The 25,597-nt window shown below is 66.2% G+C and carries 26 protein-coding genes and 1 riboswitch; of the genes, 11 read left to right on the forward strand and 15 right to left on the reverse strand.

The window, feature by feature from the left end:
• Together CSW57_RS03785 and CSW57_RS03790 are read right to left on the reverse strand one after the other, a co-directional pair.
• Positions 1–750 (reverse strand): pentapeptide repeat-containing protein, encoded by a 750-nt coding sequence (locus tag CSW57_RS03785; RefSeq protein ID WP_099381498.1) that lies wholly within the window; start codon positions 748–750, stop codon positions 1–3.
• A 32-nt stretch (positions 751–782) separates the two neighbouring features.
• Entirely contained in the window at positions 783–2,405 is a 1,623-nt protein-coding gene (locus tag CSW57_RS03790; RefSeq protein WP_099381499.1) for an FAD-dependent monooxygenase, read from the reverse strand.
• A gap of 209 nt (positions 2,406–2,614) precedes the next feature.
• Here CSW57_RS03790 and CSW57_RS03795 point away from each other — a divergent pair, with 209 nt between their 5' ends.
• The gene (locus tag CSW57_RS03795) at positions 2,615–3,166 is read left to right on the forward strand and encodes a YceI family protein (RefSeq protein ID WP_099381500.1); all 552 of its coding nucleotides are present in this window, start codon (positions 2,615–2,617) and stop codon (positions 3,164–3,166) included.
• A 193-nt stretch (positions 3,167–3,359) separates the two neighbouring features.
• Here CSW57_RS03795 and CSW57_RS03800 read toward each other — a convergent pair whose 3' ends face one another.
• Complete coding sequence (locus CSW57_RS03800; RefSeq protein WP_133248687.1) at positions 3,360–3,974, reverse strand: TetR/AcrR family transcriptional regulator; 615 nt, start codon at positions 3,972–3,974, stop codon at positions 3,360–3,362.
• 113 nt (positions 3,975–4,087) lie between these two features.
• Between CSW57_RS03800 and CSW57_RS03805 the strand changes: the two genes are divergently transcribed.
• Positions 4,088–5,857 (forward strand): adenylate/guanylate cyclase domain-containing protein, encoded by a 1,770-nt coding sequence (locus CSW57_RS03805; protein ID WP_099382022.1) that lies wholly within the window; start codon positions 4,088–4,090, stop codon positions 5,855–5,857.
• Between the two features lie 49 nt (positions 5,858–5,906).
• Positions 5,907–6,794 (forward strand): oxidoreductase, encoded by an 888-nt coding sequence (locus tag CSW57_RS03810; protein WP_099382023.1) that lies wholly within the window; start codon positions 5,907–5,909, stop codon positions 6,792–6,794.
• 6 nt (positions 6,795–6,800) lie between these two features.
• Here CSW57_RS03810 and CSW57_RS03815 read toward each other — a convergent pair whose 3' ends face one another.
• On the reverse strand, positions 6,801–7,430 hold the full coding sequence (locus CSW57_RS03815) for an alpha-ketoglutarate-dependent dioxygenase AlkB (protein WP_099382024.1): 630 nt from the start codon (positions 7,428–7,430) through the stop codon (positions 6,801–6,803).
• A gap of 202 nt (positions 7,431–7,632) precedes the next feature.
• Between CSW57_RS03815 and CSW57_RS03820 the strand changes: the two genes are divergently transcribed.
• Together CSW57_RS03820 and CSW57_RS03825 are read left to right on the forward strand one after the other, a co-directional pair.
• On the forward strand, positions 7,633–8,988 hold the full coding sequence (locus CSW57_RS03820; RefSeq protein ID WP_099381502.1) for a hemolysin family protein: 1,356 nt from the start codon (positions 7,633–7,635) through the stop codon (positions 8,986–8,988).
• Positions 8,985–9,998, forward strand: a complete 1,014-nt coding sequence (locus CSW57_RS03825) for a hemolysin family protein (protein WP_099381503.1) — start codon at positions 8,985–8,987, stop codon at positions 9,996–9,998. Before CSW57_RS03820 ends, CSW57_RS03825 begins: the two co-directional genes overlap by 4 nt.
• A gap of 54 nt (positions 9,999–10,052) precedes the next feature.
• Here the strand turns inward: CSW57_RS03825 and CSW57_RS03830 are convergent, their stop codons facing one another.
• The 4 genes from CSW57_RS03830 to CSW57_RS03845 all read right to left on the reverse strand — a co-directional run bounded on the left by CSW57_RS03830 (position 10,053) and on the right by CSW57_RS03845 (position 16,398).
• On the reverse strand, positions 10,053–11,210 hold the full coding sequence (locus tag CSW57_RS03830; RefSeq protein ID WP_099382025.1) for a pyridoxal phosphate-dependent aminotransferase: 1,158 nt from the start codon (positions 11,208–11,210) through the stop codon (positions 10,053–10,055).
• 26 nt (positions 11,211–11,236) lie between these two features.
• Positions 11,237–12,094, reverse strand: coding sequence for an RNA polymerase sigma factor SigJ (locus tag CSW57_RS03835; protein WP_099381504.1), 858 nt, complete (start codon positions 12,092–12,094; stop codon positions 11,237–11,239).
• Between the two features lie 108 nt (positions 12,095–12,202).
• Entirely contained in the window at positions 12,203–13,855 is a 1,653-nt protein-coding gene (locus CSW57_RS03840) for a DNA repair helicase XPB (RefSeq protein ID WP_030169580.1), read from the reverse strand.
• Positions 13,856–14,040: 185 nt separating this feature from the next.
• A complete protein-coding gene (locus CSW57_RS03845) occupies positions 14,041–16,398 on the reverse strand; it encodes a helicase-associated domain-containing protein (protein WP_099381505.1) in 2,358 nt (785 codons plus the stop codon).
• Between the two features lie 6 nt (positions 16,399–16,404).
• On the opposite strand from CSW57_RS03845, the gene CSW57_RS03850 reads away from it, so the two are divergent.
• The 4 genes from CSW57_RS03850 to CSW57_RS03865 are packed head-to-tail and all read left to right on the forward strand — an operon-like array spanning position 16,405 to position 18,067.
• Positions 16,405–16,593 (forward strand): hypothetical protein, encoded by a 189-nt coding sequence (locus tag CSW57_RS03850; RefSeq protein WP_023955355.1) that lies wholly within the window; start codon positions 16,405–16,407, stop codon positions 16,591–16,593.
• A gap of 3 nt (positions 16,594–16,596) precedes the next feature.
• Positions 16,597–17,136 (forward strand): cyclic pyranopterin monophosphate synthase MoaC, encoded by a 540-nt coding sequence (moaC, locus tag CSW57_RS03855; protein WP_099381506.1) that lies wholly within the window; start codon positions 16,597–16,599, stop codon positions 17,134–17,136.
• Complete coding sequence (locus CSW57_RS03860) at positions 17,136–17,630, forward strand: MogA/MoaB family molybdenum cofactor biosynthesis protein (RefSeq protein ID WP_099381507.1); 495 nt, start codon at positions 17,136–17,138, stop codon at positions 17,628–17,630. The genes moaC and CSW57_RS03860 overlap by 1 nt, the downstream gene beginning before the upstream one ends.
• Positions 17,630–18,067, forward strand: a complete 438-nt coding sequence (locus CSW57_RS03865; protein WP_099381508.1) for a molybdenum cofactor biosynthesis protein MoaE — start codon at positions 17,630–17,632, stop codon at positions 18,065–18,067. Before CSW57_RS03860 ends, CSW57_RS03865 begins: the two co-directional genes overlap by 1 nt.
• A gap of 148 nt (positions 18,068–18,215) precedes the next feature.
• Here the strand turns inward: CSW57_RS03865 and CSW57_RS03870 are convergent, their stop codons facing one another.
• The 5 genes from CSW57_RS03870 to CSW57_RS03890 all read right to left on the reverse strand — a co-directional run bounded on the left by CSW57_RS03870 (position 18,216) and on the right by CSW57_RS03890 (position 21,501).
• Entirely contained in the window at positions 18,216–18,812 is a 597-nt protein-coding gene (locus CSW57_RS03870; protein ID WP_099381509.1) for a transglycosylase family protein, read from the reverse strand.
• A 6-nt stretch (positions 18,813–18,818) separates the two neighbouring features.
• Positions 18,819–18,991: riboswitch (cyclic di-AMP (ydaO/yuaA leader) on the reverse strand.
• 301 nt (positions 18,992–19,292) lie between these two features.
• The gene (locus tag CSW57_RS03875) at positions 19,293–19,541 is read right to left on the reverse strand and encodes a MoaD/ThiS family protein (RefSeq protein WP_023955345.1); all 249 of its coding nucleotides are present in this window, start codon (positions 19,539–19,541) and stop codon (positions 19,293–19,295) included.
• A 2-nt stretch (positions 19,542–19,543) separates the two neighbouring features.
• Positions 19,544–20,635, reverse strand: a complete 1,092-nt coding sequence (moaA, locus tag CSW57_RS03880) for a GTP 3',8-cyclase MoaA (protein WP_370623890.1) — start codon at positions 20,633–20,635, stop codon at positions 19,544–19,546.
• Between the two features lie 93 nt (positions 20,636–20,728).
• Positions 20,729–21,241, reverse strand: a complete 513-nt coding sequence (locus CSW57_RS03885; RefSeq protein ID WP_031331474.1) for a flavin reductase family protein — start codon at positions 21,239–21,241, stop codon at positions 20,729–20,731.
• An 8-nt stretch (positions 21,242–21,249) separates the two neighbouring features.
• Positions 21,250–21,501, reverse strand: coding sequence for a hypothetical protein (locus tag CSW57_RS03890; RefSeq protein ID WP_099381510.1), 252 nt, complete (start codon positions 21,499–21,501; stop codon positions 21,250–21,252).
• A gap of 153 nt (positions 21,502–21,654) precedes the next feature.
• Here CSW57_RS03890 and CSW57_RS24795 point away from each other — a divergent pair, with 153 nt between their 5' ends.
• On the forward strand, positions 21,655–22,068 hold the full coding sequence (locus CSW57_RS24795) for a cold-shock protein (protein ID WP_099382027.1): 414 nt from the start codon (positions 21,655–21,657) through the stop codon (positions 22,066–22,068).
• Between the two features lie 67 nt (positions 22,069–22,135).
• Here CSW57_RS24795 and CSW57_RS03900 read toward each other — a convergent pair whose 3' ends face one another.
• The gene (locus CSW57_RS03900; protein WP_189339122.1) at positions 22,136–22,672 is read right to left on the reverse strand and encodes a DUF2771 family protein; all 537 of its coding nucleotides are present in this window, start codon (positions 22,670–22,672) and stop codon (positions 22,136–22,138) included.
• A 10-nt stretch (positions 22,673–22,682) separates the two neighbouring features.
• Positions 22,683–24,455: an MFS transporter gene (locus tag CSW57_RS03905; protein ID WP_099381512.1), complete on the reverse strand. Its 1,773-nt coding sequence runs from the start codon at positions 24,453–24,455 to the stop codon at positions 22,683–22,685.
• Positions 24,456–24,765: 310 nt separating this feature from the next.
• Between CSW57_RS03905 and CSW57_RS03910 the strand changes: the two genes are divergently transcribed.
• The gene (locus CSW57_RS03910; RefSeq protein WP_370623892.1) at positions 24,766–25,590 is read left to right on the forward strand and encodes a DUF3027 domain-containing protein; all 825 of its coding nucleotides are present in this window, start codon (positions 24,766–24,768) and stop codon (positions 25,588–25,590) included.
• Positions 25,591–25,597 lie beyond the last annotated feature (7 nt).

Here is a 25,597-nt window from a genome sequence, read left to right on the forward strand (position 1 = left end):
TCAGTCGGTGCTCGGTGGCGGGGTGAAACCTTCAGGCCACACGGTGGCGTCGTCGTACGTCACCTCGTTGAAAGCGGCGTCGGTGAGGTCGGCGCCGGTGAAGTCCACCCCGAACAATGTTGCGCCGGTGAACTTTGCGCGAGTGAGGTCGTGGCCCGAAAAACTGACGTCCCACAGCACCGCCCCGCTGAAGTCGACCGCCTGGAGCGCGGCGCCGTCGAAGCTGGTCAATTGGCCTGCTTGTCCGGGCGCCGGGTTGGCGGCCGTCTCGTTGTCGATGGTGACGTCGGTGAACTCGGCGCCGACGAGGTTGGCGTTCCGCAGATCGACGCCCAGCAGGATGGTGTCGGCGAGGTTCGCGTAGGAAAGATTGGCCCCTTGCAGGTTGGTGGAGAGCAGATCGCATCCGTGCAGGTCGGCCTCGCTGAAGTTCGCGCCGGGTAGGTCCAGGCCGGACAGGCTCAGTTCGGCGAGGTCCAGTCCGTAGAACGGGCGTTCCACAGACGGGTCGGCATTGGAGCGACCGCGGATGAAGCGGAGATTCTCGAGGCGCTCGGCGCGCAGACTCTGGCGGTCCGAGATCTCATGGTCACGGTCGGCGCGCACATCATCGATGATCTTCTGGCCGATCATCGTGGCGACACTGACGAACACTGCGACGACCCCGGCCACGACCACGTCTCTGACCCACCACCGGGGTCCTGATCCGTCAGCAGGCGATTGCGCGATCACCGAGTCATCATCGCGCACGCAGGCCGTCTGAGTGGGGCAACGCGAACGAGTCAGCTGAAGGTCTTCTTCAGGTGGTCCACCACCGCGCCGGCGTCGATGCCGCGCTGGGCGTATCCGAGGTATCCGTCGGGACGGATGACGTACAGCGACCTGTCACCCGGACCGTATGCCGCAGCGAACAGCCCATCGGAATCTGTGATGACGGGCAGCAAGCTCTGCCCAGGATCGACGCCCGGAGCAACCACCAGATAGGAGTCGAGCAGGTCGTGGGCCGCTCCGGCCGCGGTTGTCGCGACATCTTCCAGCTGGGTGAGGTCGTCGATGCCGGAGATGTTGTCCACGTACAGGATTGCGGTGTGCCGAAGACGGTCGAGCAGGGAGAACAGTCGAAAGCTACCGCTGACGGCCGGTCGGGTGAGACCGGTGGCGTCGGGAGCTCGCAGGCCGGCCGCGACGAGCGCCCGGCCTGTCGGGGCGTCCCCGAGGATCGGACTGCCGGCGTAGTCGATGAGGAGCTGGGCCTCACGCTTCATGATGTGGGTCACGTCGTCGGAGTCGGCACCGATGCCTTCGCGCGCGCTGCGGACAGTTCTGCCGACCACCTCCTCACCGACCGGACGGCGCTCGGCGTCGTAGCTGGCGATCAGGTCGGGCGACGCATGCCCGGCGACCGCCAAGGCGATCTTCCAGGCCAGATTGTGGGCGTCCTGGATACCGGTGTTCATGCCCTGCGCGCCGGTCGGAGGATGGATGTGCGCGGCGTCGCCTGCGACGAACACCCGCTGTGTGCCATAGGAATCGACGATGCGATGACTGATGCGGAACACCGACGACCACCGCAGATTCGTCGCGCGGGTGGGCTCGGGCGCAAGCCGGTCCAGGACGTCCTGGATGTGGTGGAGTTCGGGCTGTCGGCCGGCTTCGAAACCGTGCGCGACCGCGCCGGAGTCTGTAGTCGTGTTCTTCGCCGTCAGTTCATCGGGCACCAGCATCGACATGCGGTAGCGGCCGCGGCCGGGTAGCGGGATGCAGACCAGGAGGTCGTCGGTGGCCCCGTCGGTCTGATGCATGGACCGGATGCCGAATCCGGCCGGCTGATCCCAGTCGACCTCGACATCACCCAGCATGTATTGCTCATCGAACGCCGCGCCCTCGAACGTCAGGCCCAGGGTCTTGCGGGTGATGCTGTGCGCGCCGTCGCAGCCGATGAGATAGCGGGCGTGCACCGTCTGCTCGCCGTCATCGCCGGCCAACGTCGCCCGGACACCGTCGGCGTCCTGCTCGAAACCGGTCAGACGAAGGCCACGCTCGATGGGGAGGTCGAGGGTGGCCAGCCGGTCGCGCAGGATGCGCTCGGTGTCGTACTGGGGAATGGCCGTGAACCCGAAGGGGATGTCGTCGGGCAGTGTCAATTCCAGTTGATTGACGCGCTCGCCGTTGACGTACACGATCTGGCCACGCATCTGGATGGCCGCGTCCAGGACCTGGCGCAGAACACCCATCCCCTCGAAGACCTCCAGCGTGCGCGGCTGTACGCCGACAGCTTTCGCGTACTGCGGGGGTTGGAGCAACGGGTCGACGATGCGGCATCGTACGCCGCGCCGTCGCAGTTCGATGGCGGCGGTGAGGCCGATCGGTCCTGCACCCGCGATGAGGACGTCCGTGTCGGCCATGGGTAACCACCTGTTCTCGAGCCGCCTGAATGCACCGAATTATGCGGCAAATCCGACTCACTGAATGTGGTTCCGGTCACATTCAGCGGACATAGCCCCAGTTCAGCGATCCTCAGTCGGACTGATCCGATGAGTTGGGAATTATTCGGACCAAGGTCCGTTTAAACTTCACGTAGGCGAAACCACAGCTCGATTAGGGAGACCACCACATGAGCACTGCAGTAAACAACGCACTCGAGACCGGCACCTGGACCATCGATCCGGTTCACTCGGCCGTCAACTTCTCCGTCCGTCACCTCATGGTGAGCAAGGTTCGCGGCAAGTTCGAGAACTTCTCCGGCGCCATCACGGTCGACGAGAACGGCAACCCCTCCGTCACCGCCGAGATCGACGTCAACTCGATCAACACCGGCAACGAACAGCGCGACGGCCACATCAAGTCTGCTGACTTCTTCGAGGTCGAGAAGTACCCGACCGCCACCTTCACCTCCACCTCGGTGAAGCCGGACGGCGGCGACTACCTGCTCGACGGCGACTTCACCCTCCACGGCGTGACCAAGCCCGTCACCCTCAAGCTCGAGTTCAACGGCGTGAACCCCGGTATGGGCAACGGCCCCGTCGCAGGCTTCGAGGCCTCGGTTGTGCTCAACCGCAAGGACTTCGGCATCGACATCGACATGCCCCTGGAGACCGGCGGCACCGTCGTCGGCGACAAGATCACCATCACCCTCGAGATCGAGGCCGGCAAAGCCGCAGCCTGATCTCACTCCTCGTGCCTGATTCCCCCGATCAGGCATCCGCCACGGCGGCCGCGACCGGATGAACCCGGTGACGCGGCCGCCGTTTGGCGTTGTGTGGGCCGTGTGCTGCGCCCCCACCCTCTTAAAATTCGCGCCGCTTGCCGACGTGCGCACCGGGTGCAACCGGAGCGATCGCAGGCAGGCGGCGCGAGTTTCATGTGGGGGAGCGGGTCCCGCCGAGTCCGGTCAGCAGCATGTCGACCAGTGAGGCCACGAAGTCGCCGGTCACCGGCTCGCGGTTGAGCAGCACCCGCGCGTAGATCGGCGCATGGATCACCTCGACTGCGATGGAGTAGTCGGGCTGATTGTCCGCACTGAGCTCACCCCGGTCGACGGCCCGCGCGAACACCGTCTTGAGTGCCTCGGTCCTGGCGTCGATGATGCGCCGCCGGGCGTCGCCGAGTGGATCGATCTCCACAGGCATCGCAGACAATCTCAGCAAGGCCTTCATCTGTGGGCTGGTGAGCGACACGTTGAGGTCGGCACACATTGCGATCAGGTCGCCCCGCAGCGAACCGGTGTCGGGCGCGGGTATCGATGGGTCGAGGTGGTTGATCAACGCATCGGTGACCAGTTGCTCCTTGGTCTTCCACCGCCGGTATACCGACGTGACGTGCACGCCTGCGCGGTCGGCCACCTGCGCGATGGTGAGCCCGTCGAACCCGACGTTGAGCAACTCGTGCACCGCCGCCGACATGACCCCGTCGCGCACCGCAGCACCGCGACGATGAGAGCGCACGGGCCGCTTCGGCGAACTGGACTGGGTCACTGATCGACTCTAACGCAACTCGAGTTGCGCTATGTATACTCAGCCGTGACTTCGATCGCGATCTGGCCACGTCCGGGGGCATGATCAGCGGCGAGAGAAGGCGGAATCCGACGATGGCGCACCCGATCGGCTGGCGATCGCTGCTCAGTGGCGTCTCCGGCAAGCGTGCCGCAGTGGCCAAGTTGTCGCGTCGCGGCCGCATCGCCCGGGCTCACGCTGCCTCCTCACCTCTCGTCGGCGCGTCACGGGCGGTTCGGCGAATCGATGAGTTCCTGATCGGGGTGCCCGATCCCAGTCAAGACGGCCCGGCGAGCCGGCGGCATGTGGCCAATCGCTTCCTCATCCTCGCCGGTCTCGGTTTGGTCGCCAGCAACACCTTTGCGTCGATCGAGATGATCGTGATGGTGCGGCTGGTGATGACCGGCGGTGAGTTGAGTGTGTGGGGGATGGTCGACACGTCGAACGTTCCGGTGATCATCGCCTCCGTGGTCGGCGCTCTTCTCATCGGTGGGAGCCTGAGCGCCTACCTGGTGTATCCGCAGTTGATGTGGTTCACCAAGGCCGTCGCGGCCTCACCCGCCCGGCGACGATCGATCCAGATGATGCCGTTGCAGCAGGCAAGTGCGGCCATGGTCACGTGGACAACCGGGGCGGCGATCTACATACCCTTCGGGCTGGGCGGTACCGCAGTCGAGTTCGTGGTGTTCGGCTCTGCGTTCCTGATGGCGGGAACATCTGCCGGTTGTCTCACCTACCTTCTCGTCGAACGTGTTTCGCGACCGATCGTCGCCATCGCAATGCGTGATGGAGTTCTCGCCGGGTCGCTGCTGGGTGTCCGCGAACGGCTTCTCGCCGTGTGGATCGTGTTCTCCGCGGTGCCGTTGCTGGGCATCATCGCCATCAACGTGGGCCGCGCGACAGGTTGGTTGCCCGAGAATCGCTATGTGCTGGACGCCCCCACCATCGTGCTGGCGACGTTCTGCCTCCTCGGCGGAATACGCGCCACCTTCTTGGTGTCTCGGTCCATCACCGACCCGCTGCGTGAGATCCGCGTGGGTATGGAGGAGGTACAGGTGGCGCACACGTATCCCGTGCTCGACGTCTATGACTCCTCCGAACTCGGCATCCTGCAGCAGGGATTCAACGACATGGTCAGCGGACTCGCCGAGCGCGAACAGATCCGCGAACTCTTCGAGCGACATGTGGGCGACGGTGTCGCCAAGCTCGCCATGGAACGTGGCGACGGCTTCCACGGCGAGAACACCTTTGTCGGAGTCCTTTTCGTCGACATCCAGGGATCCACCCGACTCGCCGAACGCGAAGCCCCTGACACCGTGGCGGCCATCTTGAACAGCTTCTTCGCGATCGTCGCCGATGTCGTCGATCGGCACAGCGGCTTCATCAACAAGTTCGAGGGTGATGCGGCGCTGGCGATCTTCGGGGCGCCCAGCACCGTGGACGACCCGGCGGGAGCCGCGCTCGCGGCGGCGCGCGATCTGCATGCCGAACTCGAAGTGCTGCGGCCACTGCGGTTTTCGATCGGCGTCTCGGCAGGTGTGGTGTTTGCCGGCAACATCGGCGCGACCACCCGATACGAATACACCGTGGTGGGAGACGCCGTCAACGAATCGGCACGGCTGTCCGAGGCCGCCAAATCGGTGCGTTCGCATGTGCTGGCCAGTGGTTCGGCGCTTGCGGCGTCGGAGGTCGAGTCCGGAGAGTGGCACTCGATCGGCTCGCTGGTGCTACGTGGTCGCGCCGAGCCCACCAAGCTGTACACCGTTGCCGTGGCGAAGGATTCGGAAGAGTGGAACCTACGAACGCTGGTCGAGGGCGCGCTGAAGATACCGGCGACGGTGTTGGGACTGCGTCCTCGACGATGAGATGTTTCGAACGAACCGAGCGGGACCCGAACGAAGGTAGGTTGTGAGCATGAGCTGGAACACATCGGATATTCCTGACCAAACCGGACGGACATTCTTCATCACCGGAGCGAACAGCGGGCTCGGTGAGCAGAGCGCACTCGCGTTGGGCGCCGCGGGCGCGCAGGTGATCCTCGCCTGCCGCAACGTCGCCAAGGCGGAGCCGGTCGCCGCGCGGATCGGTGACAACGCCACGATCACCCAACTCGACCTGGCGAGCCTGGACTCGGTCCGCGCATGCGCCGAGCGGACGGGATCGATCGACGTGCTGATCAACAACGCCGGTGTCATGGCAGTCCCGCAGGGGCGCACCGCAGATGGTTTCGAAATGCAGTTCGGCACAAATCATCTGGGGCACTTCGCGCTCACGGGTCTGCTCTTGCCCAAGGTGTCCGACCGGGTGGTGACGTTGTCATCGACCATGCACCAGATCGGCAAGATGAACCTCGAAGACCCCAACTACCGCCAGCGTCGGTACTCGCGGTGGCCCGCCTACGGTCAGTCCAAACTGGCCAACCTGCTGTTCGGGTATGAATTGGCCAAACGCCTCACCGCGGTGGGCTCGCACGTGAAATCAGTTCTGGCGCACCCTGGTTACGCGTCCACGGAGTTGCAGTCGCACACCGAGTCGATCTGGGATCGCGTGATGGCGCTGGGTGGCTCGTACGTCGCCCAGTCCGCTGCCGACGGCGCGCTTCCTCAGCTGTATGCAGCAACGTCACCGCAGGCGCGTTCGGGTGCCTTCTATGGTCCGACCCAGTTGGGCGGGATGCGCGGCGCACCCGGTCCCGCAAAGTCGAACAAGCGATCACACGACGAGCTGATGGCCGCCGGACTGTGGGACCTGTCCGAATCACTCACCGGGGTCGAGTACTCGTTCGAGCAGGTGTCGCGGTAGTCCGACTCACAGCACTCCGCGCGGCCGGAACTGCACGCTGACGCGGGGTCCCACACCGGTGGTCTTGGGCACCGCGTGCTCCCAAGTGCGCTGGCAGCTGCCGCCCATGACGAGCAGGTCGCCGTGGCCGACGGTGAATTTCAACGACGCGCCGCCGCCGACCGGACGTAACAGGAGTGGCCGGGGTGAGCCGAGGGACACGATGGCGACCATCGTGTCTTCGGTCTTGCCCCGGCCGATCTTGTCTCCATGCCAGGCCACACTGTCGTTTCCGTCGCGGTACAGGCAGAGTCCGGCGGTGGCGAACCCTTCGGGTAGCTCGCGGCGGTAATGATGGCCGAGGGCGTCGCGACATCTGTCCAACAGGGGGTGCGGCAGTTGCGCATGTTCCCCGTAGTGGCACAGCAGACGGGGCACATCGAGTACCCGGTCGTACATCGTGCGTCGCTCGTCGCGCCACGGGACGTCGGCAGACAGGCGGTTGAACAGTTCGTCCGCGCCGACTATCCAGCCGGGCCGCAGATCCACCCAGGCGCCGTGTGTGAGCGGGCGCCTGACCACTGCGCTTCCCAGCTCCGACAGCACCGGGTCCGTGGATGCTTCCTCGAACAACGAGGCCTGGCGACCGGCATTCATGAACCCAGGATAGCTCGCATCGAACACGCGTGCGAATGCAATCGGTGGCGAGACTACGAAACGTTAGGTAAAGTATCTCTTTACCAACGACGGTTCGTCGCCGACGAACGCGCCATCTGCCAGAAAGAGTCATGTCGAGCGCATCGCGCCCATTCTTGTCCAGCATCACCAGCCAGCAATCGCGAGCGGGGTTGACCCGACGTTGATTGTCCTGACCATCGCTCTCGGTATCGGCGTTGTCCTCCTCATCACCGCGATGACCGGCTATTTCGTCGCCCAAGAGTTCGCATTCATGTCAGTTGACCGGTCGCGTCTCAAGGCCCGGGCCGAGGCAGGTGATGCCGGAGCCGCCCGCGCGCTCAAGGTCACAAGGCGCACGTCATTCATGTTGTCCGGGGCGCAGCTCGGGATCACCGTGACCGGCCTGCTGGTCGGCTATGTCGCCGAACCGCTCATCGGCCGGGGACTGGGCGAATTGCTCGGCGGAGTCGGCATCCCCACCGGCGTGGGCATCGCCGTCGGCGCCGTCATCGCGGTTGTGTTCTCGACCTTCGTCCAGATGCTCTTCGGCGAGCTGTTTCCGAAGAACCTCGCAATCGCGCGGCCCGAACCCGTCGCGCGCTGGCTGGCCCTGTCGACCACCATCTACCTCTCGCTCTTCGGTTGGTTGATCTGGTTGTTCGATCAGTCATCGAACCTGTTGCTGCGCGCCCTGCGCATCGAGCCGGTGCACGACGTGGAGCACTCGGCGACCGCTCGCGATCTCGAGCACATCGTCGCCAGGTCTCGCGACGCCGGCGAGTTGCCCGCGGAACTCTCCGCGCTGCTCGACCGGATCCTCGACTTCCCCGATCGCACCGCCGAACACGCGATGGTGCCGCGCGCCCGGGTGGACACCGTGCGTGCCGACACCCCGGTGACGCAGGTGCTGACAACCATGGGGAGTGGCCACACGCGTTACCCCGTGGTCGGTACGACTTCCGATGATCTGCTGGGTGTGATCGACCTGCATGACCTGCTGTCGGCGCAGCCGGACGGTGCAGATGCTGCGTCCTGCATGCGCGAAGCGGTGATCGTACCCACCAGTCTTCCTCTGCCGCAGGTGGTCACGCGATTGGTGGGCGCATCGGCGGAGATGGCACTCGTGGTGGACGAGTACGGCGGATTTGCCGGAGTCATCACCATCGAGGACATCGCCGAGGAACTGGTGGGCGACATCGCCGACGAACACGACGACGGTCGCCTCGCGATCAGCGGGTCGCGCGAGGACGGCTGGACGATCGCCGGGGATGTGCACCTCGACGAAGTGGAGCGACTGGTGGGACACCGGATTCCGGAAGGCGATGTCGAAACGCTCTCGGGTCTGGTGGTTTCCAGGTTCGCCGACTTCCCCGCCGTGAACGACGTTGTTGCCATCCCACTTTCGCCCGACCCGGCCGACCTGGTCGACGAGTCGACCCCGGCCCCGCGAGTTCTGAAGGCACAGGTGCTGGCCGTCGACAACCGGGTCCCGTCATCGCTGCTGGTGACGATCAGCGGTTCGGAGATCCACTCATGAGTAGTCCATGGATTGTCCTGGCCATCACGGTGGCGTTGATCGCTGCCAGTGCCTTCTTCGTCGCCGTCGAGTTCGCGCTGATAGCCGCACGTCGTCATCGGCTCGAAGATGCCGCACCCGACAGCCGCGCGGCTCGCGCCGCACTGCGAAGTGCGTCCGAACTGTCGGTGTTGCTGGCGGGTTCGCAGTTGGGCATCACCGTCTGCACCCTGGCCCTCGGTGCGGTCACCAAACCCGCTGTGCACCACTGGCTCACCCCACTGTTCGATGACTGGGGCGCGCCGTCATGGCTCGCGGACGTGGCCGGATTTGTGCTCGCCCTCATCATCGTCACCTTCCTGCACCTGGTTGTCGGTGAGATGGCACCGAAGTCATGGGCCATTGCACATCCCGAACGGTCGGCGACGCTGCTCGCATTGCCGATGAGGGGTTTCATGGTGCTCACGCGGCCGATCTTGTTGGCGCTCAACCATATGGCGAACTGGTTCCTGGCCAAGGTGGGAGTCGAGCCGGTCGACGAGCTCGAGTCCGGGCAGGACTCGGCAACGCTACGGCACCTCGTCGAACACTCGGCGACGGTCGGCACGCTCGACGAGCGCTACCACGGCCAGTTGATGGCAGCTCTGCAGTTGGAGAGCGTGACGATCGGGGAGCTGCTGACACCGGGCATCGAACCGGTGAGTGTCCGAGCCGATGCGACCGTGGCGCAGGTTCGCGAAGCCGCCGCCGGCAGTGGACATCTCCGAATCCTGATCAGGGGCCGCCACTCGGTGGACGGAATGGTCCACGTGCGCGACACCATCGGGATGTCGCAGAGCAGTCCCGCACTGGACCTGATGCGCCCGGTGCTGACACTGCCCGGGGCGACTCCGGTCTACGAGGCGCTGCAGAGGGCCAAGTCCGAGAGCAACCACGTGATGGTGGTGGTCGACGACGACAGAGGTGAGCCGGGAATCATCACGGTGAACGATGTGCTGCTGCGGTTGCTGCCGGTCGGCGCCGACGTCTGACCCGGCGTTCGGCGTCTGCCCAGGCCTTCGGCTGTCTGCCCAGGCCTTCGGCCGTCAGGACAGGGCGCGAAGACGCTCGGCTGCCTGTTCGATCACGACGTCCTCCTTGGCGAACGCGAACCGCACCAGATGGGTCCACTGCTCGGGGTGGTCGACGAACGCGCTGACCGGAACCGCGGCCACCCCGATACGAGCGGGCAGATCGCGGCAGAACTCCGTGCCGTCGTGGTAGCCGAGTGGCCGGGGGTCGGCGCAGACGAAATACGTGCCCTCGCTGCGGTGAACGCCGAAGCCCACGTCCGTCAGCGCGGCGGAGATGAGGTCACGCTTACGCTGCAGTCCGGCCGACGATCGTCGGACCCATTCCATCTCCGTGCCCAGGGCGACGGCGATGGCCGGCTGGAACGGACCGCTGCCGACAAAGCTCATGAACTGCTTGGCGGCTCGGGCAGCTGCGATCAACTCGGCCGGACCGCTGATCCACCCGACCTTCCAGCCGGTGACGTTGAAGGTCTTGCCTGCCGACGACACGCGCAGCGTGCGCTCCCGCATGCCCGGCAACGTGGCCAGCGGAGTGTGTACCCGCCCGTCGAACACCAGGTGCTCGTAGACCTCGTCGGTCAGTACCAGCACGTCGTTGTCGATGCAGACCTGGGCGATGGCCCTCAGATCCGCATCGGAAAGCACTGTGCCGGTGGGGTTGTGCGGACTGTTGATCACCACCATGGCCGTCTCGGGGGTGACGGCCGCATGAAGCGCATCGTGGTCGAGTGCAAAACCCTCGCCGTCGGCGATCAGAGGTATGGTCACCCGCTCGGCACCGGCCATCGCTGTCGCGGCGGCGTAGGCGTCGTAATACGGCTCGATCATCACCACGCGCCGACCGGGCTCGACCAGCCCGATGATCGCTCCGGCGATCGCCTCGGTGGCGCCGACCGTGATCAGTATCTCGGTGGCCGGATCATACTGCAGGCCATAGTGATCGAGTTGGTGCTGGGCCACCGCCTCCCGCAGGGCCGGGATGCCTGGACCGGGCGGATACTGGTTCTGGCCGGTCGCGATGGCCTCTTGTGCCGCGGCGAGCATCGCCGCCGGGCCGTCGGTGTCCGGGAATCCCTGACCGAGATTGATGGCATCGTGCTCGGCCGCCAGCTGCGACATCTCGGCGAAGATGGTGGACGAGAACGGCTGTAGGCGCTTGACCGTCCGCATGCGGGCTGCCGGCTTCTTTTCGCTGGTCATCGGAACAGTGGTGTCCCGGTGAGCTTGTCCGGATTCGACAGGTCGTACACCGCGACGATCTTGCCGCCGCTGACGGCCAGCGCCGTCACCCGCCGATGCAGCGGGCTCTGTTCCCGGATCCCGGCGTCGGTGAGCAGGCCCATCTCGCCGTTGATGAGCACGGGCCGCGTGTGGCGGGTCATCTCGCTGCCGTACCGCGTCATCACGGTGGACAGCAGTCGCAGAACGGTGGCCGAGCCGACGATCGGGCCGGTTGCCGACCTCGTGACCCCGTTGCTGTCGGCAAGGTACGTCAGATCCGGGTGAGCAAGTGCGGCAAGCGATTCCATGTCGCCCAGCGTCAGCGCGAGCACACCTTGCGCAACGACCTCGTTGTGGTCTTCGATGCTGTCGGGCTGCAGCGTGTCGGCCATCAGCCCGGCACCCTTGTCGGCGAGCCGGTTGACCTTGTCGGCCGAGATGGCCAGTGCGCCGGCGATCTGTCCGGCGTCTGTTCCGAAACAGTCCCGCAGCACGTACGAGATGCGGGTGGTGGGGGACAGTGATTCGAGGGCCACCATTGTGGCCAGGCGTGCGCCGTCGCCTGCCACGGCCGACGCCAGCGGGTCCTCGAACGAATCGGGTTCGAGGACAATGGGTTCGGGAAGCCACGGCCCGGTGTACGTCTGTTTGCGTACCGCAACCGCCTGCAGTGCCGCGAGGGCGGCCCGCACTGTGCGGACCAAGCGGTCTGCCGGGTCTGAGGTGGAACCGCCGTCGGCCGCTATGCCGAGGGCAGCGACAACACTGCCGGTGAGCCGATAGCCGACCGACAAAAGCTGCGGGTCACTCCGCTCGAACGTCGCAGTGGACACCTCGACAGCTTACAGTTTGCTGATCGTCAGATGCCCATTGCCGGTGGGTCCGCCGCCGCCGCGTCGTCGGTCGACGGACCCTCTGTCAGATCGTCAGTCGAAAGATCGTCAGCCGACGGCGGGTCCGAGTAGATCGTCGGCATCGGTGATCCGGTATGCGTAGCCCTGCTCGGCGAGGAACCGCTGGCGGTGTGCCGCGTAATCGGCGTCCACCGTGTCGCGGGAGACGACCGAATAGAAGTGCGCCTGACCTCCGTCGGCCTTCGGGCGCAGCAAACGTCCGAGCCGCTGCGCTTCTTCCTGACGAGAACCGAATGTGCCCGACACCTGGACCGCGACCGACGCCTCGGGGAGATCGATGGAGAAGTTCGCGACCTTCGAGACCACCAGCGTCTGGATCTCGCCGGTGCGGAACTTCGCGAACAACTCCTCGCGCTCCTTGTTCTTCGTCGACCCCTTGATCACGGGAGCGTCGAGGGCAGCGCCGAGTTCGTCGAGCTGGTCCAGATAGGCGCCGATGATCAGCGTCTGAGAGTCCTTGTGCTGCTCGAGGATCGACTTCACCACATTGATCTTGGTGTGCGCCGTCGAGCAGAGTTTGTACTTCTCCTCCGGCTCGGCGACCGCGTATTCGAGGCGCTCGTTGTCGGTGAGTGTCACCCGCACCTCGATGCACTCGGCGGGGGCGATCCAGCCCTGCGCCTCGATGTCCTTCCACGGCGCGTCGTAGCGCTTGGGCCCGATCAGACTGAAGACGTCGCCTTCACGGCCGTCCTCACGGACCAACGTGGCGGTGAGACCGAGGCGGCGCCGCGACTGCAGATCAGCCGTCATCCGGAACACCGGCGCGGGCAGCAGGTGGACCTCGTCATAGATGATCAGCCCCCAGTCGCGGGAGTCGAACAGATCAAGATTCCGGTACTCGCCCTTGGATTTGCGGGTCATCACCTGATAGGTCGCGATGGTGACAGGGCGGATCTCCTTGCGCTCGCCCGAGTACTCGCCGATCTCTTCTTCGGTCAGCGACGTGCGTGCGATGAGCTCGCGCTTCCACTGCCTGCCTGCGACCGTGTTGGTCACGAGGATCAGCGTGGTGGCCTGTGCCGTGGCCATCGCGGCCGCACCCACCATGGTCTTGCCCGCACCACAGGGCAGCACAACCACGCCGGAGCCGCCGGCCCAGAACGACTCGGCGGCAAGCTGCTGGTAGTCACGCAGCTCCCAGCCGTTCTCGTCCAGCTTGATCTCGTGGGCTTCGCCATCGACATACCCGGCGAGGTCCTCGGCAGGCCAGCCCACCTTCAGCAGGATCTGTTTGAGACGGCCGCGCTCGGAGGGATGAACGATGACCGTGTCGTCGTCCACCCGGGCGCCCAGCATCGGCGCCACCTTCTTGTTACGCATGATCTCGACCAGCACCGCGCGGTCGAAGCTGACCAGGGTCAATCCGTGCACCGGACTCTTCACCAGCTGTAGCCGGCCGAAGCGGCCCATGGTGTCGACGACATCCATCAGCAGAGGCTGCGGCACCGCATAACGCGAGAACGTGACCAGCGCATCGACCACCTGCTCGGCGTCGTGCCCGGCGGCACGAGCGTTCCACAGCGCGAGCGGGGTCACGCGGTAGGTGTGCACGTGCTCGGGAGCCCTCTCGAGCTCGGCGAACGGCGCAATCGCGGCCCGCGCCTCAGCAGCCTGGGGGTGGTCGACCTCCAGTAGAAGGGTCTTGTCCGATTGCACGATCAACGGTCCGTCAGTCACAAGGAACCATTCTCCTCAGAAGCAGCAGTTTGTGCCACGAGCGGTGGCCGGGGGATCGGGAGCTGCTCCATCTGGCAACTCACTTCGTGATCAACAAGCAGCAGGCCGCCGAACTTCCCGGGAGCATCGGCCCGCCACGAACTGGACCGAAGCGCAGGTCAGCGACGTGGTGGCCGCGCTCTGAATCAATCGACGATCTCCACACTGGTTATCCGGTGAAGCGAGAACCGGTGCTCGTCGTTGCTGCCCGGGTCCAGGGCGATCACCTGGCCGGCACCGATCATCCGCGGCACCACCACGTGTTTGGACGCAAAGCCCTCGGCGTTGACGTACCCCAGGCGTACCGACTGCTTGTTCGCCAGCGCGGTCTGCAGCAATGCGGTCGCAGGCAGGCCGCCGCCGGTCACCGACGACCCTCCGGCCCCGGCCGCCGTGAGCGTGGCTGCGTTCGCCGCGTCCTGTGACCGCATGTGACCCACCACCGCAGCCAGCCGATCGCGAGCGGGTGAGCTGAGCGACGGCTTGCGTGCCGACGCTCGGCGTTCCCGCGGAGTCGGTAGCCGAGCGCCGCGCGTGCGCAGGTCCACCAGTTCACCGGCCGAATCCTCGCCCGCCGGGGCGAATCCGCCCGCCCGCAGGATGTCCAGGACGTCGATGATGGGGTCGTCGCACACCGCGACGGTCGGGGCCAGCGCACGCAGCGACAACTGTTCGGCCACCGGTGAATTGAGCACCGCCGCGAGGGTCGTCGGGTCCTCGCAACGGATGAATGTACTGGCCACGCCGACGCGCAGCTGTCCGTGCTTACGCGCGACATCGTCGATGAGATATGAGAGTGACTGCGGCACAGGGGTCTTCGAGTGGGACGTGAACAGCGTCATCAGCTCGGTGCCGGTACGGCCCGCGTCGAGGGCGCGGCGCACCGAGGACTCCGACACCCGGTACACCGAGGCCGCGCCGCCGGACTCCAGGTCCGCGACCAGAGCCAGGTCAGCGGCGAGTTCCGGGGTCAGCGGCCCCGGGGCGGTCACGGTCAGATCCGCCTGAGCCAGGAAGAAGTCGATGGGAGCGGGGATGGACTTTGCCATCGCCGCGACCGTGGCCGCCTCGACCTCGTCGGGTGTGCCGGTTGCGATGAGTTCGCGGCCCGCCGACGTCAGGGCGCCGTGAGCCACCAGGCCCAGTGACTGGGCCTCGGCGAGAGTTTCGATGATCGTCGACTGCGGCATGCGGCGAAGCCACCGGGGATGGCGCCACGCGATGTGCCTGCCCAGGGCGACCGGTGTGACGTCGGCACCGGGTTTGGCCTCGGCCAGCGCCTGGAGCACAAGAAGCCGCTCGGCGCGGGCAGCACCTTCGGGCATCGCACCGACCAGCGCGCCGATCAACGTGCCGTCGGGCGTACGTCCGCCGATCTGCCACGGCCTGCGGTGCAGATCCAGCCAACCCGAGGCGATGGAGAACCATCGGCGCTCAGGTGCCTGATGCGACCAACTGTCGACGGACGTGGTCGGGGCCCATGACGGTTCGAGACCGTCCGATGGGTCGGGCACGGGGAACCCGGAATCGATGAGGCGGAGTCCGGCGAGCACCTCGATGACCAGGCCCACCCGCTTCTCGTCCACGGACAAGGCCTTGGCGAGTCGACGGATCTCCCGAACGCCCATTCCGCCGGCCCTCAGAACCGCCGCCGGGTGGGCGCCGAGGGTCTCGATGGCGTCGGCGCTGTGCCGCAGGAACTCGAGCGCTTCGCCACCGGCCGCGGCATCGACCTCGGCCAGCCCGACCTTGCGTCCACCGCCACCGGAGAGCTCCGGCGGCCGCAGCTCGAATGGCTCGGCTGGATCCTCGCCGCGGATGAGCTGGCCGATCACCACCGGCAATTCAACGGTCTGCTCATCGACCACCAGCAGCAGTCCCTGATGGACCAACCTCGGGACCGGCCGATCCGACTCGGGTCCGAGCCCGGCGTCACGGGTTCGTCCGAGGCCGGGTCCGGACGCCAGCGTGGACAACAGGTCACGCTCCCGGTCGCCGAGGGCGTCGATCTTCGCTCGGATCTCGGCGAGCGACAACGCGTTGACAGGAGCGGTCGCAAGACGTGAACGCCACGGCCACGCCGCAGCCATGTGCGGTCCGGTGACCAGCGCATCTGGCGGCCCCCACAGCAGCGCGAGGTCGACCAGGTTGTCGATGCGCGCGCGGATGGCGTCGGGTGCGGCTCGCTCAGACAGCGCCTCGACGATGGCGTCGGTGGACACAGGCGACAGCCCACGGGTCTGATCGGATCGCGAACCCAGTGCCGCGATCGTCTCGAGCACCGCCACCGCCAGCAGGTCCAGGTCTTCGCCGCAGCGGTTGATCGAGGCCGCCGACATCGCGCGCTGCGCAAGCACCTCGACCCCGGGTGGGGGAGGGCTCGCCAGATCCGGCCGGGACTGCAGGAGATCGAGCAGTTGATCGTCGTCGCGGCGGGCGAGGTCGTCGGCCAGACTGATTGGCTGGTCGGGGCTCATCCAGTAGATGATATGCGGGCCACTCATGGCAGAATGACGCCCGTGGCTGAAAAGAAGAAGTACGTCGATAATGGTTGGCCCGAGGTTCCCGAGGGCGAGCACGCCGTCAGTGAGTTCGCCGCGCACGTCTCCGGCGCACTGTCACCGTTCGGTGAGGTCACCTTCCCGCTCCCGGTCGACGACCTGCCTTACCTTCACCCGCGAACCACCGTCAATCGCTGATCGGTGAGCGCGCCGACCGACCGGCCCGGCCCAGGACGTCTCAGCCATCTCGACGAGGCGGGGGCGGCGCAGATGGTCGATGTCGGCGGCAAGGCGGTCACCACGCGTAAAGCGCTGGCCACCGGGGTGTTTCGCACCACCGCCGACGTTATCTCGCTGCTGTCGACGGGCGGGTTGCCCAAAGGGGATGCGCTGGCAACGGCCCGCATCGCCGGCATCATGGCCGCCAAGAAGACACCCGAGCTGATCCCGCTGTGCCATCAAGTCGCACTCAGCACCGTGAGCGTCGATTTCGAACTCGGCACGGACTTCATCGAAGTGCGCGCGACCGCGGTCACCACCGACCGCACCGGCGTCGAGATGGAAGCCCTCACTGCTGTGGCGGTGACCGGACTCACCCTGCACGACATGGTCAAGGCGGTCGATCCGCGCGCGCAGATGACCGACATCTGTCTCCAGGAAAAGACCGGCGGTAAGAAGGGTCACTGGACCCGAGACGACCGGCCGGTTGACGAGACCGGCTCCGCGGACGGAGGGGTCTGATGTCCGATCCCCACGTCGCCGATCCCCGCACCGCCGTGGTTGTCGTGGCATCGACGCGCGCCGCCGGCGGTGTGTACGCCGACCGGTCTGGGCCGATCATCGTCGCATGGTTACGTGACCGCGGGTTCGTGGTGAACGACCCGGTGGTGGTTCCTGACGGTGACCAGGTCGGCGTTGCGCTCCGAACAGCAGTCGGAGATGAGACGGCTCTGGTCCTCACGACTGGTGGCACCGGTCTGAACCCGACCGATCAGACCCCTGAACAGACCGCCGCGGTGATCGAACGCGAAATACCCGGTCTGGCCGACGCCATCCGCAACAGCGGGTTACCCAAAGTCCCCACGGCCGTCCTGTCGAGGGGCACGGCCGGTGTCGCGGGCCGCACCCTCATCGTCAATCTGCCCGGTTCAACGGGCGGTGTCCGTGACGGCCTCGAGGTTCTCGCGCCTGTGCTCACCCACGCCCTGGACCAGATCAACGGAGGCGACCACTGATGGCTGCCGTGGTCGCCCGTGCCGTGGTCACCGAAGAGCCTCTGTCCACCTCCGCCCATGAGGCCCTCGCGGCCGAGGCGGCAGGCGGAACAGCTGGGGCCATCGTGAGTTTTGTCGGCGCGGTGCGTAATCACGACGGCGGCCGCGACGTCACCGCGCTGAACTACAGCGCGCATCCCACGGCCGGCGAGGTCGTCGAGAAGGTCGTGGCAGAGATCGCGGCCGGGGCCGCCGGCGTACGTGCGGTCGCTGTGTCGCACCGGGTGGGTCCGCTGGCGATCGGCGACGCCGCGCTGGTGGTAGCCGTGGCGGCCGATCATCGTCAGGCAGCTTTCGCCACCTGCGCCCTGCTGGTCGATGAGGTCAAGGCCCAACTTCCGGTGTGGAAGCACCAGATCTTCGCCGACGGCACGGACGAGTGGGTCGGCTCGGCCTGACCCGAGCGCCCCACCCCCGGAATTGGTGGGTTCGGGCGGGGTCGACCTGGGCATATGCTCGCCCGAACCCACCATCATCGGAACATGGAAAAGGGCCCCGCACGGACTCATGGTCGCGTGCGAGGCCCTTCGTCTGGGCTCCCCGAGATCAGGGGAGGGGCAGGATGTCCTTGTACTGGTTGAAGAAGGCGATCTGCCCGGCGTCGAGGTCACCGGCGGCATTTGCCTGGTCGATCAGTGCGTGGATCGCGGGATCGTTGATCGCAGCCTTGAGCTGGTTGGCGATCTCGTCGGTCTGCGCGGACAGGTCCGGGAGCTCGGGCAGTGCGGGGACCTCGAGGTTCGGGGCCGCAGCGGGAGCGTTGCGCGGGGTGGCGCCACTCAGGCCGGTGCCGCAGGTCGGCCACGCGCCGGGTCCCTGGCTGGCGAGGACACGCTCGGCGACAGCGATCTGCTGCTCGCGGGTTGCCTGATCGGCGGAGGGGGCGAACTCGCCGCCGCCGTGGCCGGTCCAGGTGCTCGGGCTGAACTGCAGTCCGCCCTGGTAGCCGTTGCCGGTGTTGATGGCCCAGTTGTTACCCGACTCGCACGAGGCGACCTGGTCCCACTCGGCGTCGGTGGCTGCACCGGCGTTGCCGCCGCCTGCGAAGGCGAGGGTGGCGCCGCCGCCGATGACGGCAGAGGTGAGGGCGAACTTGGCGATGGTGCGACCAGTGGTGGTCGGCTGACGATGACGTCCGGACATGAGTTGACTTCCTCTCTCCACGCGCCTACGAAGTCAGCTGTCGGGTTCGAGCGAGAGGTTGCTCGGTCCGCTTGCGCGGGCTTCACCCCAAGGGTTCCGATTTCTCGGAACCCGGTGATCTCCAGGAGATGTTGGGTCCCCCGTCCTCGTCCCTGAAATGCGTTTGGAGTTTCTCGGTTCGCGGGACGAGGTTGGGCGCGGCGAGCCGGGAATATTCACTTGCGGTCTGGCCGATCAGGTCGACCGAAACAGACGGTACGGGTTAATCAGTGGTTACACATAACTTCTTCGACGGCCATTTCGACGTGTCGGAGGGCCCGTTTTCGGCGGTTTCGGCATTACTGCTGCTCATCGGTATGACTGTCGTCCCGTGTCCGTACCGTAACCCAACCGTTATGTGAGGAACGTCACAGCCTCATTCGAAGGAATGAGACGCCGATGTGGGTCGAACGACCCGTCGCCGCGCACGGTGAGATGCGCTCAACCGCCCGCGAACGGCGGCAGGACGTCGACGGTGTCGCCACTCGAGAGCACCCGTGAGCGGTCGCGAACGGCGACGGACTCATGCAGATATGAGCATCTCTCGAGCACTTCAGCCAACTGTGGATTGCTTTGACCCAATTGGATTTCCAGATCCGCAAGAGTGGCTTTGTCAGTGAGTTCGACCACACTTTGTTCGACACCCGCGGCTGCTTGGGCGGCGGCAAAGAACCGGACGCAGATACGCATAGTCAGCCCCCGATCGCCGACATCGACCGAGCGGGTTGGAGGAAGCCTGGCTCATTGACGCCATGGCCCGGGAGCTTGCCCCAGGTGGACTGTCGCCACCGCAGTGCGATTTCCTGATCTGTAGCGTCAGTTGACTTCAGCAAACTGCGTAGGTCCGTCTCCGAGGTGGCGAAGAGGCAGTTACGAAGCTGTCCGTCCGCGGTGAGCCGGGTCCGATCGCAATCGCCGCAGAACGGGCGGGTCACCGACGCGATGACCCCGACTCGCGCAGGCCTCCCGTCGAGCCCGGAATGGCCCTCGACGATCCAGCGTTCCGCCGGAGCCGACCCACGCGCCACGTCGTCGGGCCGCAGATCGAAGTCCTGCTGCAGGCGGGCGAGGATCTGGTCGGCGGTGATCATCGAGGTGCGTGACCAGTGGTGTTCGGCGTCCAGCGGCATCTGCTCGATGATCCGCAGTTGGTAGCCCTTGTCCAGGCACATCTTCAGGAGGGCGGCGGCGTCGTCGAGGCCGCCGGCGGTGTCGAGCACGGCATTGACCTTTACCGGGGTCAACCCGGCGTCGGCCGCGGCCTCGAGGCCCGCCAACACGTCGGGAAGGCGGTCGCGACGGGTGATGGCAGCGAACTTGGCGGCGTCGACGGTGTCCAGGGATACGTTCACCCTGTCCAGGCCGGCAGCTGCCAATCGTTTCGCCTGCCGGGCCAGGCCCAGCCCATTGGTGGTCAACGCGATCTCGGGTCGGGGGTCGAGGGCCGCAACCGCTTCGATGATCTCCGGGAGGTCCTTGCGCAGCAGTGGCTCGCCGCCGGTGAACCGGACGGCTCGAACTCCGAGTTCGCGCACGCCCACCGAGACCGCCCGTACGATCTCGGCAGCTGTCAGCACGTCGTCGCGGTCGAGCCAGTCGAGGCCTTCGGCGGGCATGCAGTACGTACAGCGCAGATTGCAGCGGTCGGTCACCGAGACGCGGAGGTCGCGAACAGCGCGCCCGAAGGTGTCCACCATGGGACCGCTGGTGGGCATGGCGGCGTCTGTCCCGACGGGCGGGCGGGCGGATAAGCCGGCTGGCATACCCAGAGCGATGGCGGTCACCTGTACAAGCCTACGGTGATCGCCCGATCGAGGTCGGATCCCCGGGCAAAACTGACTACGCGCGTTTTCTGATGGGCGTCGAAGTCGTGATTGCTAAGCCCGTCTTTCCAGCGCCCGGAACGCACTGGCGTGGAACACGAGCGGCTCCTGCGACGGGTCGGCGCGCAACGCCTCGACCTTGAGCAGGACCAGGCTGTGATCGCCGGCCGGTATCTCGTTGTAGATGGTGCACGACAGCTGGGCCACCGCCCCGCCGATGAAGAGGGCGCCGTCGTCGGTCGTCTCCACCCGCAGCCCGGTGAATCGCGCATCGGCCCGGCCCGCGAGCTGCTTGCACTCGGCGTCCTGATCATGGGCGAACACCGACAGCCCGATGACGGGAGCGCTGCGCAACTTGGGCCACGTCGTCGATTCGTTCTGGACGCAGAGTGACACCAGTGGCGGGTTGAGCGACACCGTGGCGAACGAGCTGGCTGCCATGCCGATGGGGTCGCCGTCGCCCTGGTGGCATACGGCGACCACACCGGTCGGAAAGCAGCTGTATGCAGCGCGAAGTGCCGTGCCGTCACTGGTGGGAGTCAATGCTCCGTCGATTGAGAGCGTCATGTCGTCAGTCACTGTAGTGGCGACCTCGAGCCGCCGCCCTGGTGCGCAGCGGCGTCCCGATGGCGTCGCCCTGATCGCAACGCAAAAATCAGCCCGAGCAAAAAGCCGAGAGGGGCACACATGGTGAGCAGGTAGACGAACAGGGGAGCGGTCTCACCGGTGATCGGCGTACTCAGAAACAGCCAGAGCAGTGCGATGACTCCGATGGCGAACAGTCCCACAGCGGCCCGCAGCAAGAAGCTGCCTTCGGCTTTGCGCATGTAGACAACGGTAGTGCAGGTTCGAGGCGGCCGAAAACCCGTGTGCTCGGGGGTTGGCCGAGGCGCTAGACTGACCGAACGCGTCCGGCTGGGCCAGTTGCCCGCAGCGGGCGCTTTCGTTTTGGGCAATGCGAGTAGATGAGGGTGAGCACAGTGCCTACCGGCAAGGTGAAATGGTACGACGCGGAGAAGGGCTTCGGCTTTCTCTCGCAAGATGAGGGCGAAGACGTCTACGTGCGCTCGTCCGCGCTCCCCGATGGGGCCGAGGCGCTCAAACCCGGCCAGCGGGTCGAGTTCGGCATGGCAGCGGGTCGTCGCGGCCCACAGGCGTTGACGGTCAAGGTTCTCGATCCGGCTCCCAGCGTTGCCAAGAACACGCGGGAAGCGCGCAAGGAACAGCCCAAGCGGCACAGTCCTGATGAGTTGCACGGCATGGTGGCCGACCTGATCACGTTGCTGGAAGGCAAGATTCAGCCCGATCTGCGCAAGGGGCGTTACCCCGACCGCAAGACCGCCGCCCGGATCTCCGAGGTGGTGCGGGCCGTTGCCCGGGAGCTCGAGACCTAAGCAGTTCTCGTGTGGCACCGCCGCCGGTTCTCCAACCGGACGGATCTTGAATCAGCCGGATTTCGAACTAGTCGGACGCTGGGACATCGACACCGTCGGGAAGGGTGTCGATGCCCCAGATCCCGCGTGGGATGAAGCCGCCCGCATCTTCTTTCTGTGACGGCTGCTTGATCTCGATCGTCGCCAGGATCCGATCGCGGGTCGAGGCGAGGGTGAATGTGCGTTTGCTGTCGCTGCGGTAGAAGACCTCGGCGGTGTTGTCGAACCCGTCTCTGGTGAGGTACTGCACCACAAGCGTCCAGGGCCCGACGGACAGGTCGCTCGACAGCGACACCATCACCGCGTCACCGACGGGCACGGGGATCCGCGCCGGCTTGTTGGTCGGCGATCCTTCGCAGTTCGTCACCTCGATGGAGCAATAGATCAGCGGCTCAACGGTGATCAGTGTGTTGCCGTTCGCGACATGCAGATACGGAACGTCGTTGTCCTCGTGTCCGGAAGCCAGCGCGGCCACCGAGCCGCCGATGACGGCGACGAGCAACAGAACAGTGATGACGGCGATCGCGACGAACTTCTTCTCGCCTGTGGTCAAGCGTGCGCTCATGTATCCCAACTCATCGGTCTCCGCCGCCCTTGTTCCAGGCCTCGCGGATGTGCGGATCGACATGGATTGCGCCGGTAGGCATGGTCATGTCTGGCCGCTTGCCACCGAATCCGGGGACCAGCGTAGAGCCCCGGTTGGTGACGAAGGTCTGCACCAGGCCCAGGGCCAGCAATCCTGCGACGACTCCGAAGCCGATGGTGAGGTTCGGCGGGAGCAGCACACCGAGGGATGCGCCGAACACCCAGCTCATCTGCAGGACGGTCTCGGAGCGACCGAAGGCCGAGGCCCGGGACTCGTCCGGGAGATCGTTCTGGATGGACGAGTCGAGGCAGACCTTGCCGATGGCGCTGGTTCCCGAGGCGACGAGCGCTGCGATGGCCACGAACAGCAGGCTGCCGAACGCTGCGGCCAACGCCGCGACCGCGACGCAGGCACCGGTCACCATCACGATGATGCGCTCGGGGTTCTTCAGCTCCAGTCGTGTGCCGGTGGCGTTCCCGATGAAGTTCCCGATGCCGGCGGCCGCACCGACCGCGCCGAGCATGGCGACCTGGGCCCAGCCGCTGCCGCCGCCCTGCTGCGACTTCGCGTAGAAGGCGATGAACAGGGTCAGGAAGCCGGTCAGGATGCGGATGGTGCCGTTGCCCCAGAGACCGACGAGTACGTTGCGGCCCAGGGGTTGACGCATCGTGGCCGCCAGGGCCTTGACCGGAGAGGCCTTCTCGCCGGATTGTTTTGCACTCGGTGTCTGTGCGCCACCCGGCTGGGGGTACTGGGCAGGATCGGGGCGCCGCAACGGATCGCGTGCAGGTTCACCGTGGTAGGTCAGTGTGGTGGGGACTTCACCCGCGGTGACCTCCACCCACGACGGGATGCGCATGCACAGCACGGCGCCGGCGACGGTGATGATGGCCAGCCACACCATGGCCCCGGGCAGGTGCAGGGGAAGGACCTTGGCCAGCAACACTTCACACAGTGCTGCCACACCACCGCCGAGGATTGTTCCGCCTACCAACCCAAAAGTGGTCAGTCGGGAGTTGACCCGGACCAGGTCGATGGTCGGCGGCAGGACACGCGGTGTGACGGCCGACTTGAGCACGCCGAATGACTTGGACAGCACCAACATTCCGAGTGCGCATGGGTAGAGCACCCAGGGGTCGTAGGTCAGCTGGTTCGCGGCGTCGTCCCAACCGCAGTTCGCCATCACCAGCAGGGCCAGCACGGTGCGCCCGGCGAAGGTGCCGGCCATCGCGATTCGACGGCCCCGCTGGAGTTTGTCGAGCATCGGCCCGATCAGTGGGGCGATGATCGCGAACGGCGCGATGGTCAGTAACAGGTAGAGGCCGACCTTGCCTTTGGATTCCGCGCTTGCGGCGGCGAAGAACAAGGTGTTGGCCAACGCGATCGTCATCGCGGCGTCGACCGCGAAGTTGACCACCGTCGGATACGTCAACGCGGTCAGGCCGGAACGGTCGGCGCCGTCCGCGGTGGCGGCCTGATGGATCTTGCCCAGGCCCTTCGACGTCAGCTCCCGGCCTCGAAGCGCGGCAACGCGAGTGACGGTGAGTTTGCGGGGCATTGCCCGGCCGCCGGATTCCTCACGGTGATAGTCGGTCTCGTCCAGTGGCGGCAGATGCGGGTTGCGCGATGTCTGCTGGCGGGTGTCGTTCCGGCGGCTGTCGTCGTGAGGGGGGAACGCAGCGGTCGACGCGGGCGGCGGACCGCCTTGAGCAGGACCACCGTTGGGAGGGCCACTGGGGGGTCGCGGTCCACGCGGTGGCATGGGAGGCTGGCCGCCGCGCGGATAGGGGGGCTGGCCCCCAGGACGTGGCTGGCGGGTTCCCGGCGTCGAGCCGTCCACCGGATAGTTGGCCGAACCTGGGTGCGCTGCGGGCCCCGGTCGTGGCGGCTGGCGGGGGTCTTGCCCGGCGGGGTCGGCGGGTCGCCGAGTGCCTTTGCCCCTGCCCGAGGAGGTCGTACGAGGATCGTGTGGTTGATTTCCTCGGTTCACTTTCCCGATTGTTCCCTATCCGACGCAGGCCTACCAACCCTCGGGCACTTGCGGCGCGCCCCGATACGGCACACTGGAGGGCGTGAACGCGGTTACCGAGCAGACAGACGCAGTGACTGATCACGACGGGCCCGGCGATCATGTCGACCAGGAGAGGGATGACGCCGAGCAGAAACGCGTGGAAGCGCTGCTGACCGCGGCCGTCTCGCAGGCGAGGGCCGCGATCGACGCCGACGACAAAGAGGTCGGTGACCACCTCGAAGCGGTCACCGAGGCCGCCTTCACGGTCACCCACTACTTCGCCGCCCACGTGCCCGGCTATCGCGGATGGCAGTGGTGTGTGGTGTTGGCCGGATGCCCTGGCTGCGACGACGTCACGGTCAACGAGGTGGCCTTGCTGCCGGGTTCCACTGCCCTCACCGCTCCGGAATGGGTTCCGTGGGCCGAGCGGGTTCGCCCGGGAGACCTGAACCCCGGAGATCTGCTCGCGACGCCCGCCGACGACCCAAGGCTGGTCCCGGGGTACGTCGACAACGACGACAACGACCCCTTCAGTGAAGAGTCCGCTGTGGCGACCGAACTGGGTCTGGGCCGCAAACGACTGCTGAGCCGCGAGGGTCGGCTCGACGCGGCTTCGCGGTGGGTCGAGGGGGAGCACGGTCCGGCCTCCGAGATGGCCAGGAGCGCCCGGCACAACTGCGGCACGTGCGGTTTCTACCTCCCTGTTGTCGGTTCGCTACGCGCCGCGTTCGGTGTGTGCGCCAACGAATACGCCGCGGACGGTCGTGTGGTGCACGCCGAGTACGGGTGCGGCGCCCACTCGGATGTCGAGGCGCCCACCGGCGGCGGAAGCCCTGCCTACGATGCCTACGACGACGGCGCGGTTGAGATCCACGCCAATTCCTGACCCTGTC

This window comes from Williamsia muralis, assembly GCF_002735905.1.
Lineage (GTDB): Bacteria > Actinomycetota > Actinomycetes > Mycobacteriales > Mycobacteriaceae > Williamsia > Williamsia muralis_A.

What these genes read in the sequence shown, in the direction of transcription:
- CSW57_RS03805 (WP_099382022.1), top strand. Translation starts at nt 4,088, where the DNA reads ATGGCGCACCCGATCGGCTGGCGATCGCTGCTCAGTGGCGTCTCCGGC.
- CSW57_RS03900 (WP_189339122.1), bottom strand. Translation starts at nt 22,672, where the DNA reads ATGAGCGCACGCTTGACCACAGGCGAGAAGAAGTTCGTCGCGATCGCC.
- CSW57_RS03795 (WP_099381500.1), top strand. Translation starts at nt 2,615, where the DNA reads ATGAGCACTGCAGTAAACAACGCACTCGAGACCGGCACCTGGACCATC.
- CSW57_RS03870 (WP_099381509.1), bottom strand. Translation starts at nt 18,812, where the DNA reads ATGTCCGGACGTCATCGTCAGCCGACCACCACTGGTCGCACCATCGCC.
- CSW57_RS03850 (WP_023955355.1), top strand. Translation starts at nt 16,405, where the DNA reads ATGACGCCCGTGGCTGAAAAGAAGAAGTACGTCGATAATGGTTGGCCC.
- CSW57_RS03860 (WP_099381507.1), top strand. Translation starts at nt 17,136, where the DNA reads ATGTCCGATCCCCACGTCGCCGATCCCCGCACCGCCGTGGTTGTCGTG.
- CSW57_RS03790 (WP_099381499.1), bottom strand. Translation starts at nt 2,405, where the DNA reads ATGGCCGACACGGACGTCCTCATCGCGGGTGCAGGACCGATCGGCCTC.
- CSW57_RS03830 (WP_099382025.1), bottom strand. Translation starts at nt 11,210, where the DNA reads ATGCGGACGGTCAAGCGCCTACAGCCGTTCTCGTCCACCATCTTCGCC.
- CSW57_RS03885 (WP_031331474.1), bottom strand. Translation starts at nt 21,241, where the DNA reads ATGACGCTCTCAATCGACGGAGCATTGACTCCCACCAGTGACGGCACG.
- CSW57_RS03810 (WP_099382023.1), top strand. Translation starts at nt 5,907, where the DNA reads ATGAGCTGGAACACATCGGATATTCCTGACCAAACCGGACGGACATTC.
- CSW57_RS03890 (WP_099381510.1), bottom strand. Translation starts at nt 21,501, where the DNA reads ATGCGCAAAGCCGAAGGCAGCTTCTTGCTGCGGGCCGCTGTGGGACTG.
- CSW57_RS03865 (WP_099381508.1), top strand. Translation starts at nt 17,630, where the DNA reads ATGGCTGCCGTGGTCGCCCGTGCCGTGGTCACCGAAGAGCCTCTGTCC.
- CSW57_RS03845 (WP_099381505.1), bottom strand. Translation starts at nt 16,398, where the DNA reads ATGAGTGGCCCGCATATCATCTACTGGATGAGCCCCGACCAGCCAATC.
- CSW57_RS03815 (WP_099382024.1), bottom strand. Translation starts at nt 7,430, where the DNA reads ATGAATGCCGGTCGCCAGGCCTCGTTGTTCGAGGAAGCATCCACGGAC.
- CSW57_RS03825 (WP_099381503.1), top strand. Translation starts at nt 8,985, where the DNA reads ATGAGTAGTCCATGGATTGTCCTGGCCATCACGGTGGCGTTGATCGCT.
- CSW57_RS03875 (WP_023955345.1), bottom strand. Translation starts at nt 19,541, where the DNA reads ATGCGTATCTGCGTCCGGTTCTTTGCCGCCGCCCAAGCAGCCGCGGGT.
- CSW57_RS03905 (WP_099381512.1), bottom strand. Translation starts at nt 24,455, where the DNA reads ATGCCACCGCGTGGACCGCGACCCCCCAGTGGCCCTCCCAACGGTGGT.